The sequence below is a fragment of the Limimaricola cinnabarinus LL-001 genome (assembly GCF_000466965.1).
Lineage (GTDB): Bacteria > Pseudomonadota > Alphaproteobacteria > Rhodobacterales > Rhodobacteraceae > Limimaricola > Limimaricola cinnabarinus.
The window spans coordinates 12357-28320 of the sequence record NZ_BATB01000047.1 but is presented as its reverse complement, the minus strand read 5'-3'; the positions used below and the strand labels follow the sequence as shown (position 1 = coordinate 28320).

At 66.8% G+C, this 15964-nt stretch carries 17 protein-coding genes, 2 tRNA genes and 3 pseudogenes; 13 read left to right on the top strand and 9 right to left on the bottom strand.

Features of this window, described 5'->3' with window-relative positions; all coding sequences use genetic code 11:
* Positions 1 to 205 precede the first annotated feature (205 nt).
* A tRNA-Asn gene (locus MBELCI_RS14000) sits at positions 206 to 280 on the bottom strand.
* Between the two features lie 69 nt (positions 281 to 349).
* The gene (locus MBELCI_RS13995; protein WP_021694902.1) at positions 350 to 1231 is read right to left on the bottom strand and encodes an MBL fold metallo-hydrolase; all 882 of its coding nucleotides are present in this window, start codon (positions 1229 to 1231) and stop codon (positions 350 to 352) included.
* A 36-nt stretch (positions 1232 to 1267) separates the two neighbouring features.
* Between MBELCI_RS13995 and MBELCI_RS13990 the strand changes: the two genes are divergently transcribed.
* On the top strand, positions 1268 to 2581 hold the full coding sequence (locus MBELCI_RS13990; protein ID WP_021694901.1) for an ATP-binding protein: 1314 nt from the start codon (positions 1268 to 1270) through the stop codon (positions 2579 to 2581).
* Here MBELCI_RS13990 and MBELCI_RS13985 read toward each other — a convergent pair.
* The gene (locus MBELCI_RS13985; protein ID WP_021694900.1) at positions 2553 to 3257 is read right to left on the bottom strand and encodes a DUF8692 domain-containing protein; all 705 of its coding nucleotides are present in this window, start codon (positions 3255 to 3257) and stop codon (positions 2553 to 2555) included. The two genes, MBELCI_RS13990 and MBELCI_RS13985, sit on opposite strands and share 29 nt — an antisense overlap.
* A 244-nt stretch (positions 3258 to 3501) precedes the next feature.
* Here MBELCI_RS13985 and MBELCI_RS22365 point away from each other — a divergent pair, with 244 nt between their 5' ends.
* Positions 3502 to 3627, top strand: coding sequence for a hypothetical protein (locus MBELCI_RS22365; protein WP_268744191.1), 126 nt, complete (start codon positions 3502 to 3504; stop codon positions 3625 to 3627).
* A gap of 73 nt (positions 3628 to 3700) precedes the next feature.
* On the opposite strand, the gene MBELCI_RS13975 is transcribed toward MBELCI_RS22365, so the two are convergent.
* A tRNA-Ile gene (locus tag MBELCI_RS13975) sits at positions 3701 to 3776 on the bottom strand.
* Between the two features lie 109 nt (positions 3777 to 3885).
* On the opposite strand from MBELCI_RS13975, the gene purM reads away from it, so the two are divergent.
* The 4 genes from purM (at position 3886) to MBELCI_RS13955 (ending at position 7317) form a co-directional block, all read left to right on the top strand.
* On the top strand, positions 3886 to 4926 hold the full coding sequence (purM, locus tag MBELCI_RS13970) for a phosphoribosylformylglycinamidine cyclo-ligase (protein WP_021694898.1): 1041 nt from the start codon (positions 3886 to 3888) through the stop codon (positions 4924 to 4926).
* Entirely contained in the window at positions 4923 to 5519 is a 597-nt protein-coding gene (gene purN / locus MBELCI_RS13965; RefSeq protein WP_021694897.1) for a phosphoribosylglycinamide formyltransferase, read from the top strand. The genes purM and purN overlap by 4 nt, the downstream gene beginning before the upstream one ends.
* 90 nt (positions 5520 to 5609) lie before the next feature.
* A complete protein-coding gene (gene rnd, locus MBELCI_RS13960; protein ID WP_021694896.1) occupies positions 5610 to 6782 on the top strand; it encodes a ribonuclease D in 1173 nt (390 codons plus the stop codon).
* Between the two features lie 124 nt (positions 6783 to 6906).
* Complete coding sequence (locus MBELCI_RS13955) at positions 6907 to 7317, top strand: SufE family protein (protein WP_021694895.1); 411 nt, start codon at positions 6907 to 6909, stop codon at positions 7315 to 7317.
* Here MBELCI_RS13955 and MBELCI_RS13950 read toward each other — a convergent pair.
* Both MBELCI_RS13950 and MBELCI_RS13945 read right to left on the bottom strand, forming a co-directional pair.
* Positions 7314 to 7939 (bottom strand): annotated as a pseudogene (locus MBELCI_RS13950) (DUF1638 domain-containing protein). The gene MBELCI_RS13955 and the pseudogene MBELCI_RS13950 sit on opposite strands and share 4 nt — an antisense overlap.
* 8 nt (positions 7940 to 7947) lie before the next feature.
* Positions 7948 to 8655 carry a corrinoid protein gene (locus MBELCI_RS13945; RefSeq protein WP_021694893.1) on the bottom strand — a complete coding sequence of 236 codons (708 nt, stop codon included), beginning with the start codon at positions 8653 to 8655 and terminating at the stop codon, positions 7948 to 7950.
* A gap of 212 nt (positions 8656 to 8867) precedes the next feature.
* Between MBELCI_RS13945 and MBELCI_RS13940 the strand changes: the two genes are divergently transcribed.
* A complete protein-coding gene (locus MBELCI_RS13940) occupies positions 8868 to 9305 on the top strand; it encodes a PaaI family thioesterase (RefSeq protein WP_021694892.1) in 438 nt (145 codons plus the stop codon).
* 57 nt (positions 9306 to 9362) lie between these two features.
* Here MBELCI_RS13940 and MBELCI_RS21850 read toward each other — a convergent pair whose 3' ends face one another.
* The gene (locus tag MBELCI_RS21850; RefSeq protein ID WP_021694891.1) at positions 9363 to 9584 is read right to left on the bottom strand and encodes a DUF1127 domain-containing protein; all 222 of its coding nucleotides are present in this window, start codon (positions 9582 to 9584) and stop codon (positions 9363 to 9365) included.
* Between the two features lie 90 nt (positions 9585 to 9674).
* On the opposite strand from MBELCI_RS21850, the gene MBELCI_RS13930 reads away from it, so the two are divergent.
* The 6 genes and pseudogenes from MBELCI_RS13930 to MBELCI_RS13905 all read left to right on the top strand — a co-directional run bounded on the left by MBELCI_RS13930 (position 9675) and on the right by MBELCI_RS13905 (position 15165).
* Positions 9675 to 11072, top strand: coding sequence for an aminotransferase-like domain-containing protein (locus tag MBELCI_RS13930; RefSeq protein ID WP_045320201.1), 1398 nt, complete (start codon positions 9675 to 9677; stop codon positions 11070 to 11072).
* A gap of 171 nt (positions 11073 to 11243) precedes the next feature.
* Positions 11244 to 11704, top strand: a pseudogene (gene rplM / locus MBELCI_RS13925) (50S ribosomal protein L13).
* Complete coding sequence (rpsI, locus tag MBELCI_RS13920; protein ID WP_021694888.1) at positions 11704 to 12195, top strand: 30S ribosomal protein S9; 492 nt, start codon at positions 11704 to 11706, stop codon at positions 12193 to 12195. The pseudogene rplM and the gene rpsI overlap by 1 nt, the downstream one beginning before the upstream one ends.
* Before the next feature lie 207 nt (positions 12196 to 12402).
* Positions 12403 to 13278, top strand: a complete 876-nt coding sequence (locus tag MBELCI_RS13915) for an ABC transporter permease (protein WP_045320205.1) — start codon at positions 12403 to 12405, stop codon at positions 13276 to 13278.
* Positions 13275 to 14084, top strand: a complete 810-nt coding sequence (locus tag MBELCI_RS13910; RefSeq protein WP_021694885.1) for an ABC transporter permease — start codon at positions 13275 to 13277, stop codon at positions 14082 to 14084. The genes MBELCI_RS13915 and MBELCI_RS13910 overlap by 4 nt, the downstream gene beginning before the upstream one ends.
* A pseudogene (locus MBELCI_RS13905) lies at positions 14081 to 15165 on the top strand (ABC transporter ATP-binding protein). The gene MBELCI_RS13910 and the pseudogene MBELCI_RS13905 overlap by 4 nt, the downstream one beginning before the upstream one ends.
* Here the strand turns inward: MBELCI_RS13905 and MBELCI_RS13900 are convergent.
* Both MBELCI_RS13900 and MBELCI_RS20035 read right to left on the bottom strand, forming a co-directional pair.
* Positions 15166 to 15675, bottom strand: coding sequence for an acyloxyacyl hydrolase (locus MBELCI_RS13900; RefSeq protein ID WP_021694883.1), 510 nt, complete (start codon positions 15673 to 15675; stop codon positions 15166 to 15168). It abuts the pseudogene before it with no gap.
* A 96-nt stretch (positions 15676 to 15771) separates the two neighbouring features.
* Positions 15772 to 15963, bottom strand: a complete 192-nt coding sequence (locus tag MBELCI_RS20035; RefSeq protein ID WP_081698604.1) for a helix-turn-helix transcriptional regulator — start codon at positions 15961 to 15963, stop codon at positions 15772 to 15774.
* Between the last annotated feature and the right edge of the window lies 1 nt (position 15964).

The window sequence follows — 15964 nt, the reverse complement described above, 5'->3', positions numbered from 1 at the left end:
GATTTGCGCAACATCGCCCGTCTGCGCCAGAAATAGCCGGATCGGCGGTTCTCGAGGTGGGGCGGCCAGCTCCGATTCCGGGGCATGAGAATGCCCTCCTGTGCACGCGTTGTGCACCGCCGGGTGCACCGATTTGTGCACCTCGTCGTCGAGCTCCGAGTCCGAAGCGAGAAATCCCAAGGATTTCAGGGTGTAGCTGGTATTATGGCTCCGGCGGTAGGGATCGAACCTACGACCAATTGATTAACAGTCAACTGCTCTACCGCTGAGCTACGCCGGAACATGGGGGCGATATACAGTTATCTGATCGAGACTGTCCAGAGGTCGCGCCAGAAAAAATCCGCTCTCCTCACGTCAGGCTGAAACGCGCGTCGGCAAGGTCGCCTCCGGACGGGACGACGAGGTGCCGCTCCATGAGATCGACGAGGTGCGCCAATACGTTGCGTCGGGCAGCGGGATGCAGGGCGGGGGGAACGTCGGCGTAGAGTCGAGCTGTCAGATCCGATGCGTCGCAGGGCCCGGCACGCAGCGTGTGAAGGATCTGGGCCTCGCGTTCGGCACGATGCGCGATGAGCCAGTCGATGCGGGCGGTCGGATCATCGACCGGGTCGCCGTGGCCGGGATGAAGACGCCGTGGGGCTCGGGCCCGCAGCCGGGCGCAGGAGCGGCGGAACGCCGCGAGGTCGCCGTCGGGGGGCGAAATCAGCGTGCTGGACCATCCCATGACGAGATCGCCGGAAAACACCGTGTCGCGCCAGGCAAAGCACAGATGCCCCGCCATGTGCCCGGGCAGATGCAGCGCCGTCAGAGGCGAATTCTCCAGCGCGATCTGGTCCCCGTCCTGCAGCGTCTCGTCAGGGGCGAAATCAAGGTCGAGACCCTCGCCGCCGCCGAGACCCGCGCTGGCAAGCCGCTGCATCACGGCGCTGCGGCCCGCCGTGGCAGCGCCAAAGCCGAAGACCGTGGCCCCGGTGGCCTGCGAAAGCGCGCCCGCGAGAGCGGAATGATCACGATGCGCATGGGTGACGAGAATCGCCTCGACCGGCCGGCCGTCGATCCCGGCCAGAAGCGCCGACAGATGCGCCGGATCGTCCGGGCCGGGGTCGATGACGCAAAGCCTGTCCCGGCCGAGGAGATAGCTGTTGGTTCCCGGCCCGGTGAGCGGCGAGGGGTTGGGGGCCAGCAGCCGCACCAGACCAGGCTCGATCTGCTCGGGCGTGGCGTCGGTCATGCTTTTCCTTTCCGACCGGGGCGGCTAGCGTGCGCCATGGTCTTCGACTGGTTGAAACGATGGATGCCGCGCGGGTTGCAGGGCCGCGCCGCGCTGATCCTGCTGCTGCCCGTGGTCACCCTTCAACTGGTGATCTCGATCAGCTTCGTGCAGCGCCATTTCGAAGGCGTCACGCGGCAGATGACAAGGTCCGTGTTGATCGACCTGCGCTATCTGTCCGAGAGCGTGGACGCGGCACCCGATCGGGCCGCGGCGGCAACGGTCGCGCGGCAACTGGGCCGGCCGCTCGAGCTCGAGACGCGATTCGCGGCACCGCCGGCAGAGGGCGATGCCGTCCGGGTCATCGATCTCTCGGGGCAGGCGGTCATCGCCACGCTGCGCGCCGGGCTCGACGGGACACTCGCGGTCAGGATCGGATCGAGCCGCCGGGTGACGGTCTGGATCGACACGGCCCATGGCCCGCTTGAGGTGCGGTTCGATCGGCGCCGCGTATCCGCCAGCAACCCGCACCAGCTGATCGTGTTGATCGTCGTTCTGGGGGCGCTCCTGACCCTCGTAGCCTACCTGTTCTTGCGCAACCAGCTGCGCCCTGTCACGCGGCTCGCGGCGGTGGCCGCGCCTACGGCAAGGGCGCGTCGTGCCTTACAAGCCGGGGCGGCCGCCGAGGTGCGCGCCGCCGGCATGGCGTTTCTCGACATGCGCAACCGGATCGAGCGGCAGACGCAGGCGCGCCGCCTGATGCTCTCGGGCATCAGCCACGATCTGCGCACACCGCTCACTCGGCTGCGGCTGGGGCTGACGATGCTGCCGGACGAGGAGGCGGCGCTTCTGGTCGGCGATGTCGACGAGATGCGCCGCCTACTCGACGCGTTTCTCGACTTTGCCCGCGGCGACGCCTCCGAGGAGGTCGAGACGGTCGATCCCGCGCAGCTGGTGACGCGTATCATCGAGGACGCGCAGCGGACCGGGCAGGCGGTGATCCTGCGCCCCGTGCAAGGCGAGAGCCGTCCGATGCCGCTGCGTCCCACGGCGCTGCGCCGCGCTTTGGAGAACCTCATCGGCAACGCGTTGCGCTATGGCAGCCGCTGCGAGGTGTCGCTGCTGGTGACACCGCGCGGGTTGCGGCTTCTGGTCGAGGATGACGGGCCCGGTATTCCGGAGGACCGCCGCGAGGAGGCGATGCGCCCCTTCACCCGGCTCGACCCCGCGCGCAACCAGGATCTCGGCACCGGGGTCGGGCTTGGCCTCGCCATCGTGGCCGACATCGCGCATGGCCATGGCGGCGCGCTGCATCTGGGCGACAGCGAGCGGTTGGGCGGGCTCAGGGCCGAGCTGGTTCTGGCGCGCTGACCCCGCCGAGCCCGAAGCTGCCCACGGCATGGGCGGTCAGCAGACTCAGAAAAAGGTTCTCGCCGCCGCCTTCGGCGATCATGAACACACCACTGAGCATCGCCTGATCCGGCCAGTAGAAGCCGACGAGAGTGTGCAGCGTGTCGATTCCGATGGCGCAGGCCGCGACACCGACGAAAAACACGCCGATGCCCATGGCGCGGCGGCGCAGCGCAGGTGCGGCACGGCGCCAACTCACCCATAGCGGACCGAGACATACGAGGCCGAGGCCAGCCCACACCACGATCTCGCAAAGCTGGAAAGCGAGGCTTCCGATGCGATCGTACAGTCCGGTGCCGAGAGCGAGCGCGATGCTGCCCTGCTCGTGCAGGCGCCCGGCATCGTCGGCGACAGCGAGCAGAAAGGCCAGCGCGATCGCCGCGGGCAGCGGCGCCCTCTCGCGGCGCCATGCGATCAACAGCGCCGCCGCCGCGCCCAGCCACTTGAGGTAATTCAGCATCTCGGCGAGGCCCCAATCGTGATCGAACTGCAGGGGCCGGGGCCAGTGAACAGCCGGATCGAGCGCCACGGCCACGCCAAAGACCACCCCGATCGCCAAGAGCGCCAGATCGAGCGGGATCAGGACGAACAGAACCCGACGGTCAAGCCGTCCGAGCCCCCATGGCAATTCGATCATCCGTCCAGCTCCGTTTCGCTTCGTATCGCAGCAGCCTGCCATGCCGGAGCCAAAGCGGTCCAGAACGCCGTGAGGGCGCACCTGCCGAAGTTTCGCGATCGTCCGCCCATCGGAACCGAACCGTTCCAATGCAGGGGGCGTTGAACCGATAACCGAAACAGGAGGACACGATATGCTATATAAATACCTTCTTCCCCTGCCGCTGCTGCTTGCGGCCTGCTCCGACATGCAAGGCGGCAGGTCCTTGGCCACCAATGCCGGCGCGGACGGCACCGTCTTCAATGACGAGGATCGCCCTGATTATCGCCAAGGCGGCGATCCGATTCTGAATACCAGCGGTGGCCTGAACGACGATGATGACGACGAGTGACATCGACGCGCGCCGGCCATTCGTCTCATCGCCGAGCCCGGCGTGAGACGAACATGGTTGGGACATGGGGATTTGGTAGGCCCGGAGGGATTTGAACCCCCAACCAAACCGTTATGAGCGGTCTGCTCTGACCGTTGAGCTACGGGCCCCTGCGGCTTCTCCTAGCAGACAGGAGAGGCGGGTCAAGTTGGCGCTGGCCCTCGCGGGGGGTCTGAGGTATCGCGGCGTCACTTCACAAACCGGCATTCGGGGGACGCGATGCAGAAGGACGGGCTCACTTACGCGCAGGCGGGGGTGGATATCGACGCGGGCAACGCGCTCGTGGAACGGATCAAGCCCGCGGCGAAACGCACCGACCGGCCCGGCACCATGTCCGGCCTCGGCGGCTTCGGCGCGCTGTTCGATCTCAAGGCGGCGGGCTATTCGGACCCGGTGCTGGTCGCGGCCACCGACGGGGTGGGCACCAAGCTGCGCATCGCCATCGACACCGGCCATCTCGACGGCGTCGGCATCGACCTCGTGGCGATGTGCGTCAACGACCTCGTCTGCCAAGGCGCCGAGCCGCTGTTCTTCCTTGATTACTTCGCCACCGGCAAGCTTGCACTCGACGAGGCGGCCCGCGTGATCGAGGGCATCGCCGCGGGCTGCGAAGCCTCCGGCGCGGCACTCATCGGCGGCGAGACGGCGGAAATGCCGGGCATGTATTCGGCAGGCGACTTCGACCTCGCCGGTTTCGCCGTGGGCGCGATGGAGCGCGGCACGGCTCTTCCCGATGGGGTGGCAGAGGGCGACGCGCTCTTGGGCCTCGCCTCGGACGGCGTGCATTCGAACGGCTATTCCCTCGTGCGCCGCATCGTCGAGCGCGCGGGCCTCGGCTGGGACGACACCGCACCTTTCTCCGAAGGCAGCCTCGGCGCGGCGCTGCTCGCACCGACCCGGCTCTATGTCAAACCGGTGCTGGCGGCGATCCGCGCGGGCGGTGTGCGCGCGCTGGCCCACATCACCGGCGGTGGTCTGACCGAGAACCTGCCGCGCGTGCTGCCCGATGGCCTCGGCGCCGAGATTGATCTGGGCGCGTGGTCGCTGCCGCCGGTCTTCGACTGGCTCAAGCGCGAGGGCGGGCTGGAGCAGGGCGAAATGCTCAAGACTTTCAACTCTGGCATCGGCATGGTCGTCGTCGTCTCGGCCGAGCGGGCCGAGGCGATCGAGGCGCTGCTCGCGGCCGAGGGCGAGACGGTGCATCGGCTCGGCCGGATCACGGCCGGGCAGGGGGTCGCCTATTCGGGCACCCTGTCGTGAGCGACCGCAAACGCGTCGCCATCCTGATCTCGGGCGGCGGGTCGAACATGCTGGCGCTGGTGCGCGACATGTCTGGCGACCACCCATGCCGCCCGGTGCTGGTGGCCTCCAACGACCCCGGCGCGGGCGGGCTTGGCCGCGCGGCCGAGCTTGGCATCCTGACGGCGGCGGTGGATCACAAGCCCTTCGGCCGCGACCGCGAGGCATTCGAGGCGGCGCTGAGCGAACGTCTGGAGGCCGCGGCCCCCGACATCATCTGCCTCGCCGGGTTCATGCGCATCCTGACGCCGGGCTTCATCGCGCGGTGGCAGGGGCGGATGCTCAACATCCACCCCTCCTTGCTGCCGAAATATCGCGGGCTCAACACCCATGCGCGGGCCATCGAGGCGGGCGATGCCGAGCATGGCGTCTCCGTGCACGAGGTCACGGCCGAGCTCGATGGCGGGCCGGTGCTGGGGCAGGCGCGGGTGCCCGTGCGTCCCGGCGACACGCCCGACGATCTCGCGGCGCGGGTGCTGGAGCAGGAGCACCGGCTCTATCCGCTGGTGCTGCGCCGCTTTGCCTCGGGCGACCGCACGCCGATCCTGCTCTGAGCCGGACACTTTCCATCCGCGCTCCCATCGCCTAAGAGGGCGGGGACCGGCGCGCCTGCGCCGCCTCCTTATCCGCAAGCCCGGGACGACATGCAGACCATCACCACCACCGAAGACCTCGCCGCCTATTGCGAGAGAGCCGCGAAGCACGCTTACGTCACGGTGGATACCGAGTTCCTGCGCGAGCGCACCTATTACTCCAAACTCTGCCTGATCCAGCTTGCCCATCCCGGTCCGGACGGCCCGGATGGCGGCGAAGGCAGCGCCGTGCTGGTCGATCCGCTGGTCGAGGGGCTCGACCTCGCGCCGCTTCACGACCTGTTCCGCGACCCCGGCGTGGTGAAGGTGTTCCATGCCGCGCGGCAGGATCTGGAGATCTTCCAGGTCGAGGCAAATCTCATTCCCGCGCCGCTGTTCGATACGCAGGTCGCGGCGATGGTCTGCGGCTTCGGCGAACAGGCCGGTTACGAGACACTGGCGCGCAAGATCGCCAAGGCCGAGATCGACAAGTCCTCGCGCTTCACCGACTGGTCGCGTCGCCCGCTGTCGGAGGCGCAGAAGGTCTATGCTCTGGCCGACGTGACGCATCTTCGGGTGATCTACGAATGGCTCGCCGCGCAGCTCAAGAAAACGGGTCGCGCGCGCTGGGTCGCCGAGGAAATGGCGGTACTCAACGATCCCGCCACCTACCGCGTCGATCCCGCCGAGGCATGGCAGCGGATCAAGACCCGTTCCAATTCACCCAAATTCATCGCCGCGCTGCGCGAGCTGGCGCAGTTCCGCGAGACCTTCGCGCAAGAGCGCGACGTGCCGCGCTCGCGCGTGTTCAAGGATGACGCTCTGGTCGAGCTGGCCTCGACCCGGCCCGCCTCGGAAAAGGATCTGGGCCGCTCGCGGCTTTTGCTGCGCGAAGCCCGCAAGGGCGAGATCGCCGACGGCATCCTCGCGGCTATCGATCGCGCCGCCAAGCTGCCCGCCGACCAGATGCCCAAGGCCGAAAAGCAACGCGACCAGATTCAGGTCAACCCGGCTCTGGCCGATCTGCTGCGCGTGCTGCTCAAGGCCCGCTCCGAGGCCGAGAGCGTGGCGCCCAAGCTGATCGCCAGCTCCGCCGATCTCGACGCGCTGGCGGCGGGCGAGCGCGAGGTGCACGCGCTTTATGGCTGGCGCCGCGAGGTGTTCGGCGAACAGGCGCTGGCGCTGTGCGAAGGCCGCGTGGGCCTCGCCGCCAAGGGCAGCCAGGTGGTGACGGTCGATCTGTAATCGACGCCGCCACCCCCGGCCGCGCCGGGGCAGGCAGGATCGGACAGGGGCCGCACCCCTTGCCACTGGCAATTTCGGGCAGCGTCCTTACCTCTAGGCCATGTCCAGACCGCAGGAGACGCAGATGGCCCAGCCCGCCTTCGAGGATATCGCCGAAACCTTCGAATTCCTTGACGATTGGGAAGACCGTTACCGGCACGTGATTGAGTTGGGAAAGGCGATGGAACCTCTCGACGAGGCGTTCAAGGTGCCCGCGACCAAGGTGCATGGCTGCGCCAGCCAGGTCTGGCTCGTGCCGTCGCCCGAGGATGGGGCCTACCGGTTTCGCGGCGACAGCGACGCGATGATCGTGCGCGGGCTGATCGCGGTCCTGCACGCGCTTTACGACGGGGTGCCGGTGTCCGAGGTGCCCAAGATCGACGCGGGCGGCGAGCTGGCACGGCTCGGCCTGAACGATCACCTTTCGGCGCAGCGTTCGAACGGGGTGCGCGCCATGGTCGAACGCATTCGCGAGACCGCGCTCGCCGCCGCCTAGGCGCGGGCCAGCACGCTTGCCAGTTCGCCATATCCGGTAAAACGCCGCTCGAAAGCGAGGTCCAGCCTGTCGGCATGGGAGCGGGCAAGCGCGGTCAGCGCGAGATCGTCGGTCTGCGCCTGATAGACCAGCGTCGTGTAATTCCCGAAATACATCTCGCGCAGCTCGGGGTGCCGGTCGAGACCGAGCGGCTCCCAGACGAAGGCGTCGAACTGGCGCGCGAGAAAATCGGTGAGGTAGAAGCAGGTCACTTCGCCCTTCTCGGCAAAGGCCTCGACGCCTCGTAGAAGGCGTAGCAATGCGGCCCTTCGATCATGCCGACGCCGAGGCGTTCGCAGGTGCGGGCCAGATCGCCGCCCGTCCCGCAATCGGCATAGACCACGAAGACCCGCTCATACCCCGCGCCGCGCGCGGTCACCGCCGCTTCGACCGCGGGGGCGATCCTGTCGGGCCGGTTGTGCAGGATCGCGGGCAGGCAATGAAGATCGAGGTGATCCCAGCCATTCTGCCCGATCAGGGCGAGTATCTCGCGCGCCAGCGCGCCGCAGGCGATGAGCAGCACGCGGCCCCGCCCAGAAGGGGCGAGACCGTCGCGCGTCAGCGTCGCGTCATCCGGCTGCATCGATCCTCTCAGGCACCCGCCTGCATCTGGTTGTGGCGGCGCGAAATCCAGTCCTTGGCCGTCTCGACCGCCACGGCGGCGTCGCGGCAATAGGCGTCGGCACCGATCGCCTTTCCGAACTCTTCATTGAGCGGCGCGCCGCCCACCAGTACGATGTAATCGTCGCGGATGCCCTGCTCCTTCATCGTGTCGATCACGACCTTCATGTAGGGCATCGTGGTGGTCAGCAGCGCCGACATGCCAAGGATGTCGGCCTTTTCGTTGGCCAGCGCCTCGAGATAGGCCTCGACCGCGTTGTTGATCCCGAGATCGACGACCTCGAAGCCCGCGCCCTCCATCATCATCGCTACGAGGTTCTTTCCGATGTCGTGGATGTCGCCCTTGACGGTGCCGATCACCATCTTGCCCATGCGCGGCGCGTCGGTCTCGGCCAGAAGCGGCTTGAGAATCGACATGCCGCCCTTCATGGCGTTGGCGGCGAGCAGCACCTCTGGCACGAAGAGGATACCGTCCCGGAAGTCGTTGCCGACGATGGTCATGCCGCCGACGAGCGATTTGGTCAGCACGTCATAGGGCGCCCAGCCGCGATCCAGCAGGATCTGCGTGGCTTCCATGATTTCCTCGCGCATGCCGTCGTAGAGATCGTCGAACATCTGCGCGACGAGTTCCTCGTCGTCGAGCTCGGAGAGGATCAGGTCGTCGTCTTCGTCAGCCATGTCACGGGGCTCCTGAGGGGGCGGGCGATGGGTCTTTGCTCGGATCAACGCCCGGATCGAAGCCCGGGTCGCGGTCGTTTCCGACACTGCCTGCATCGCAACCGACGAGGATGCAAATGAAAAGACCCCACCACAACTATGAGGTCGGCTCAACTGGAGGCTTGCCCGCGGCACCGGCTTGCGAAAACGTGGCGGGCGGGAGGAGATCGGCCATGATGATGGATGCGGCGGCGCTCAATGCGTTTCTGGAGCGCGACTTCGGACAGGTGGCGGCGCAGTTTTGCGTCGAGAGCGCGGAGGTTGAGCAGCTGATGCTCAGGCTGCGGGTCGGGGTGATGCATCTGCGGCCGGGCGGCACGGTGTCGGGGCCGTCAATGTTCGGGCTGGCGGATGTGGCGATCTATCTGGCGATCCTGTCGCGGATCGGCCCGGTGGCGCTGGCGGTGACGACCGGGGCCACGATCGATTTCCTGCGCAAGCCCGAAGCGGGGGCGGATCTTCTGGCCGAAACGCGGCTCTTGAAGCTTGGCCGCAGGCTTGCGGTGGGCGAGGCCCTGCTGTTCAGCGAGGGGCAGGTGGCGCCGGTGGCGCGCGCCTCGATGACCTATTCGATCCCCCCCGGCGCGGCGCAGGGCGCGGCGCCCGTTTGACCCGCATAAAAAGGGGGCCGGATCGCTCCGGCCCCTCAGGCGTGGTCGGGCCGGGGATCAGCCCTTCCAGAACGGGCGCGCGGCCTCGGCCTGCGCGGTCATGGGATCTAGACCGAGATCGCGCAGCATGGCCGCGTCGAGGCGCGACAACGCGCGCCGGGTCCGGGCGCGACGCTCCCAAATCGCCACGCGGCGGGCCATGCCGACGAGAAGCGCGGAGACGGCCCCTTGGTCGAGAGCGGCCTCGAAGGGCGTGGCGGTGTGGGCGAGCGTGGTCATGTCGGTCTCTCTTGTATTGATACAATGCGTGTATATGATGCAAGATAAGGACTACAATGCTCGAAAACTGACGTCTACGGAAGTTTTGTCATGGATACAATGTGGTGGCCCAGCCTCGACAAGGGCGGGCCCGTCAAGCACCAAGCGCTCAAGCGATCGATCCAAGAGGCAATCGGCTCCGGCACCATTCGACCCGGGCACAGGCTCCCACCCGTCCGCGAGGTGGCTTGGCGCCTCAAGGTGACGCCGGGGACCGTGGCGCGCGCCTACAAGGATCTGGTGGAGCAGGAGGTGCTGCGCGCCGTGGTCGGTCGTGGCACCTTCGTCTCCGAGCCCGATCTTCCGGCACCGCTGCCCGCGCTGATCGACCCCGCCAGCATGGGCGCGGAGGGCGAGATGCTGAACCTGCGCACTGCGCAGGTAGCGGATGTCGGGCAAGGGCGCTTGCTGCATGAGCTGTTGAAAAATCTGGCCGATCCGCCGCCGGGCGCCTATGTGAGCTACCCGCGCCCCGAGGCCGACGCGCCACTCCGCGCGCTTCTGGCCGACTGGTTCGCAGCGCCCGCGCATGGCCCGGTCGAGGCCGATGACGTGGTGCTCACCTCCGGCGCCCAGCATGGCATGGTCGTGCTGCTGCAAGCGCTGCTGCACGGGCCGCGCCCGGTCATCCTGACCGAGGAACTGGCCTATCCCGGGTTTCGCCACGCCGCCGCCTTGGTGCGGGCCGAGATCACTGGCATCGCTTTCGACGGGGAGGGGCTGCTACCCGATGCCCTGGAGCGCGCCTGCCGTGAGAGCGGGGCGCAGCTGCTTTGTACCAGTGCTGAGGCACACAATCCAACGACGATCCGCACCTCCCCCGAACGGCGCGCGCAAATTGTATCCATCGCGCGGCAGTACAATATGCAGATCATCGACGATGACTGCTTTCGCTCCGACGCGGGCGAGGATGCGAGCTACCGCCGTCTCGCGCCGGAACGCTCATGGGTGGTCACGACGCTCTCCAAGACGCTAAGCCCCGACTTGCGGCTCGGGGCGATCCTTTCGGCCCCCGGTCGCGCTGCCTTGCCACGCATTGCGGCACAGCAGCAGTTCTTCGGTCTGTCGCGGCCCACCGTGTCACTGGCCGAGGCCGCGCTTTCGACCGGGCTGGCCGCGCGGGTGCGCGACGCGGTGCTCGAGGTTCAGGGCAGGCGGCTCGCCCATCTGCGAAAACGCCTCGCCCCGTGGCAACCCCGCACCCGCGAGGGGGTGCCTTTCGCCTGGCTCGATCTGCCGCGTGGCTGGCGGCCCTCCTCATTGAGCCGGGCAGCCGAGGCCGAGGGTATCCGCCTCAAGCCCGCCGACGAGTTCGCGCTGATCGACGGACGCGCGCCTTCGGCGGTGCGCCTCGCGCTCACCGGCCTGCGCGACGACGCGGCCTTCGAGACCGCGGTCGACCGGCTTGCGGCCCTTCTCGCCGCGCCGCCGCACGTGATGGAGGTCTGACCCACAAGAATATGGGGTATCATGATACCTTAATTTCAAGCTACTGTTTTTGCTTTATAAATTAAGGCAGGCTGCGCTTGACTGCGCGACCGCTTCGTTTAGAACCCGCTCATCGAATTTGCGCGGGCGGCCCGTTCGGGGCGGTGCGCGTTGCAGATCAAGGGCAGAACCATGAAAACCTTCACCGCTACCCCGGCGGATATCGAGAAGAAATGGATCCTGATCGACGCCGAGGGCGTCGTTCTGGGCCGTCTCGCCTCGATCATCGCCATGCGCCTGCGCGGCAAGCACAAGGCCTCCTTCACCCCGCACATGGACATGGGTGACAACGTCATCGTGATCAACGCGGACAAGGTGCAGATGACCGGCAAGAAGCGCGAAGAGCACTTCTACTGGCACACCGGACATCCGGGCGGCATCAAGTCGCGCACCAAGCAGCAGATCCTTGATGGGGCGCACCCCGAGCGCGTCGTCATGCAGGCCGTCAAGCGGATGCTGCCGGGCAACCGCCTGTCGCGCACCCAGATGACCCATCTGCGCGTCTTCGCCGGCACCGAGCACGGCATGGAGCTCAGAAGCCCGAGGTTCTGGACGTCGCGTCCATGAACAAGAAGAACACGAGGACCGCATAATGGCCGAACAGATCAATTCGCTCGAAGAGCTGGGTGGGGCCGTCTCGACCGAAGGTCAGGTCAACACCGAAGCCCTCGCGCCGCGCGAGCCCGTCCGTGACGAACTCGGCCGCTCCTACGCCACCGGCAAGCGCAAGGACGCGGTCGCCCGCGTCTGGATCAAGCCGGGCTCCGGCAAGGTCGTCGTGAACGGCAAGGACATCGACACCTATTTCGCGCGTCCGGTGCTGCAGATGATCCTGCGCCAGCCGTTCCAGATCGCCGGTGTCGCCGGTCAGTTCGACGTCTACGCGACCGTCGCCGGCGGTGGCCTCTCGGGCCAGGCCGGTGCCGTGAAGCACGGCGTCTCCAAGGCGCTGCAGCTCTACGATCCCTCGCTGCGCGCCGCGCTGAAGGCCGCCGGGTTCCTGACCCGCGACAGCCGCGTCGTCGAGCGCAAGAAGTACGGCAAGGCGAAAGCCCGCAAGAGCTTCCAGTTCTCGAAGCGCTGATACTTCGCACCATCGCATGTCTGGAAAGGGCGGTCCCATCGGGCTGCCCTTTTCGCATGCCGCCCTTGCGCGCGGCACCGCGACACAAATGGCGCGTGGGCGCAACGCGCCTCTTGCGCGGCGCGTCGTTTGCGGCGAAAGCGGCGCGCGCTGTTGATCTTTGCCGCGGGCCGGTCAAGCATCGCGGCGGGGCATCACGGGGCGGCCATGGGTCTGGGGCACTTCACGAAATCCGAAGGGGGTCGCGCCGCCTTGCTGCTTGCGCCACCCTTTCTCTACGCTCTGGCGCTCCTCGCGCTACCGCTCCTCGCGGTTCTGCTGTTCAGCTTCTGGACGCAGGATTTCATGACGATCGACACCAGCTTCACGCTGGCCAACTACCGCGAGTTCTTCGACAAACCGATCTACGGCGTTCTGCTCGGCCGCTCGCTCATGGTATCGGGCATCGTCACTCTTGTGACCGTGCTGCTGGCCTACCCGGTGGCCTATTTCCTGTCGTTCCACGTCCGGTCCGAACGCAAGTCGCTCTGGTTGTTCTTGATCACCATCCCGTTCTGGACCAGCTACCTGATCCGCGTGTTCCTGTGGAAGGTGATCCTGGGTTATAACGGCGTGATCAATTCGGGGTTGATCGGTGCAGGGCTGATCGAAGAGCCGCTGAGCTTTATTCTCTACAACGTCAACGCGGTGATCATCACGCTGGCGCATGCCTTCGCCCCCTTCGCGATCCTGCCGATCTTCGTGGCGCTGGAGAAGATCGACCGCTCGCTGATCGAGGCCAGCCGCGATCTGGGCGAGACCCGCGTGACCACCTTCCTGCGTGTGACCCTGCCATTGTCGATGCCGGGGCTGGTGGCCACCGTGCTCATCGTCTTCATCCCGACCATCGGCGATTACGTCACGCCCGAACTGATGGGCGGCGCCGGTGGAAAGCTCATCGCCAACATGATCCAGACCCAGTTCCTGCAGCTCAACAACGCGCCGATGGGTGCCGCCATCGCCATCGTGGCGATGATCTCGGTCACCGCCATCGCGCTGGTCTTCGTCGCACTCAACCGCCGCTGGCTCAGGGGACGGGGATGAAGGGCGCGCCGCTCAGGGTCTATGCGATCCTCTACCTGCTGTTCCTCTACGCGCCGATCGCGCTTTTGCCGCTCTTCGCCTTCAACGATGCGACGATCATCGCCTTTCCGCTGGCGGGCTTCACCACGCATTGGTTCACCGATCTGGCGGCCAATACGGCACTCAGGCAGGCGGTGGGCAACTCGCTCTTCATCGCCGCCATGACCGCGATCTTCGCGACGCTGTTGGGCCTGTGCGCCGCGCGCGCGGGCGCGATGGCGCGGTTTCCCGGCAAGGGTGGGATCATCGGCTTCGTGATGCTGCCCTTGGTTCTACCCGAGATCATCGTCGCGGTGTCGCTGCTGATCATGTTGCGGCAGGTGCTGGGGCTCAACCTCAACAACTGGACCGTGATCTCGGCGCATGTGCTGATCTGCACGCCGTTTTCCATCGCGATCCTCAACGGCGCGTTCCAGAACCTCGACCCCTCGATCGAAGGGGCGGCGATGGATCTAGGCGAAAGCCGGTTCTCGGCCTTTCGGCTCGTGACGCTGCCGCTGGTGATGCCGGGCATTGTCTCGTCGATGCTCATCGCCTTCACGATCAGCCTCGACGAGTTCATTATCGCCTTCTTCCTCACCGGCGCGAACCCGACGATGCCGGTCTATATCTGGGGCCTGTTGCGCTTTCCCGCACAGCTGCCCGTGGTCATGGCGCTCGGCACGATCCTCGTGGCGCTGTCGATCGCGCTTCTCGTCATCGCAGAATTCTTCCGCCGCCGCGGCCTCGCGCGCGCCGGGATCAAGGATCAGGGAGGTTTCCTGTGACCGCACTCATCGAACTCAGAGGCGTCGAAAAGCATTACGGCGACTATCACGCGCTGCGCGGCATCGACCTCGAGATCCGCGCGGGCGAGTTCTTCTCGCTGCTTGGCCCCTCGGGCTGCGGCAAGACCACGCTGTTGCGCACCATCGCCGGGCTGGAACAGGTCTCCTCGGGCAGCATCCGTATCGACGGGCGCGACATGAAGGGTGTGGCCCCGAACCACCGGCCCACCAACATGGTGTTCCAGTCCTATGCCGTGTTCCCGCACCTCACCGTAGCCGAAAACGTGGGCTTCGGCCTGCGCCGCGATCCGCGTGCCAAATCCGAGAAGGCGCGCGCCGTCGAGGAGGCGCTTGAGATGGTGGGCCTTGCGGGCTACGGGCGACGCCGTGCGCACGCGCTCTCGGGCGGGCAGCGGCAGCGCGTGGCGCTGGCCCGCGCCTGATCCTCAAGCCCAAGGTGCTGCTCTTGGACGAGCCGCTTTCGGCGCTCGATCGGCTGATGCGCGAGCAGATGCAGCTCGAACTGATCCGCCTGCAGCGGCAGGTCGGGATCACCTTCATCCTCGTCACCCACGACCAGGAAGAGGCGCTGGTGATGTCGGACCGGATCGCGGTGATGTTCGAGGGCGAGATCGGCCAGCTGGCCGATCCCGAGACGCTCTACCGCCGTCCCGCGACGCGGCGCGTGGCGCAGTTCATCGGCAAGATGAACTTTCTGCCCGGGGAAGTGACGCGCGGCGGTGCGGGCGTCGAGATCGAGATCGCCGGGCTGGGCCGCGCCACCCTCGACCCCGATCAGGCCCCTGCCGGGGCAGCCTCCGGCGCGGTGAGCGTCGGCATCCGCCCCGAGACGTTGGCCATCCTGTTCGAGGGCGAGACCGCGCCGCGCCGCGAAGTGCAGGGCATCATCGACGAGGTGGTCTATTACGGCGACATGACCTATTACGACGTGCGCATCGACGGCTTCGATCGGCCTCTCACGGTTTCGATGAAGAACCTGATCGGTCGGCCGGTGCTCGATGTCGGGGCGGTGGCGCGGCTGGCTTGGGATGAACGCGCGCTGGTGCTGCTGCCCGACTGATCACATCGGCAGCGCCAGCCGGATCCCGAATGTTTCGAGGCCCGGATTGTCGTTCGACAGCCCGCCATTCGAGCGGTGATCGAACTGAAGCGACACCCGCGCGCCGTTGTCAAAGGCATAGCCGACCCCGGCCGAGGAACGAAACTCGATCATATGGCCCAGCTCGGCCCCGTCGGTCTGTGCATAGAGCCCCGGCAACAGCGACAGCTGCACGAAGCTCTGGTGCGGAAGCGCCCCGGTCCATTGCAGACCCGCCCCGAGCCAGGCGTCGCCATTCGCGGACACCGACAGCCCGAGCACCGGCTCGAGCGCGCCGTAACGCGCGGGAAGCTGTCGCTGGAGATAGATCTCGCCGCCTTGCCGCTCGCGCTGGAACAGCACCTCGCCGTACTGCACGGCATTGCGGCCCTGACCGGGCTGGATGCTGCGGCAGGTCTCGGCACCACAGTTTCCGAAACCAAGCTCGGCCGTCGCGACGAGAGCAAAAAGCAGAGCGAGCGAGCCGTCCATGTGGCCTCCTTGCAGAATGGGGACGCGGCCACGAAGCGTCTTGGCGTTTCGGAAACCCGCCGTCGGCCACCGGTCCTGTCATAAAATCTCGATTTATCAGACACCCAGCCGGGCCACCAGCGCCACGAGTTCGGCCTGCCGGCTGGTTCCGGTCTTGTCGAACAGGCTGCATAGTTGGTTGCGCACGGTGTTGGGACTGACCTCGCGCAGCCGCGCTATCTCCGCCAGCGACAGCCCCGCGCAAAGCTCGCGCAGCACCACGCTTTCAGCCGGGGTGAGCTCGAACAGA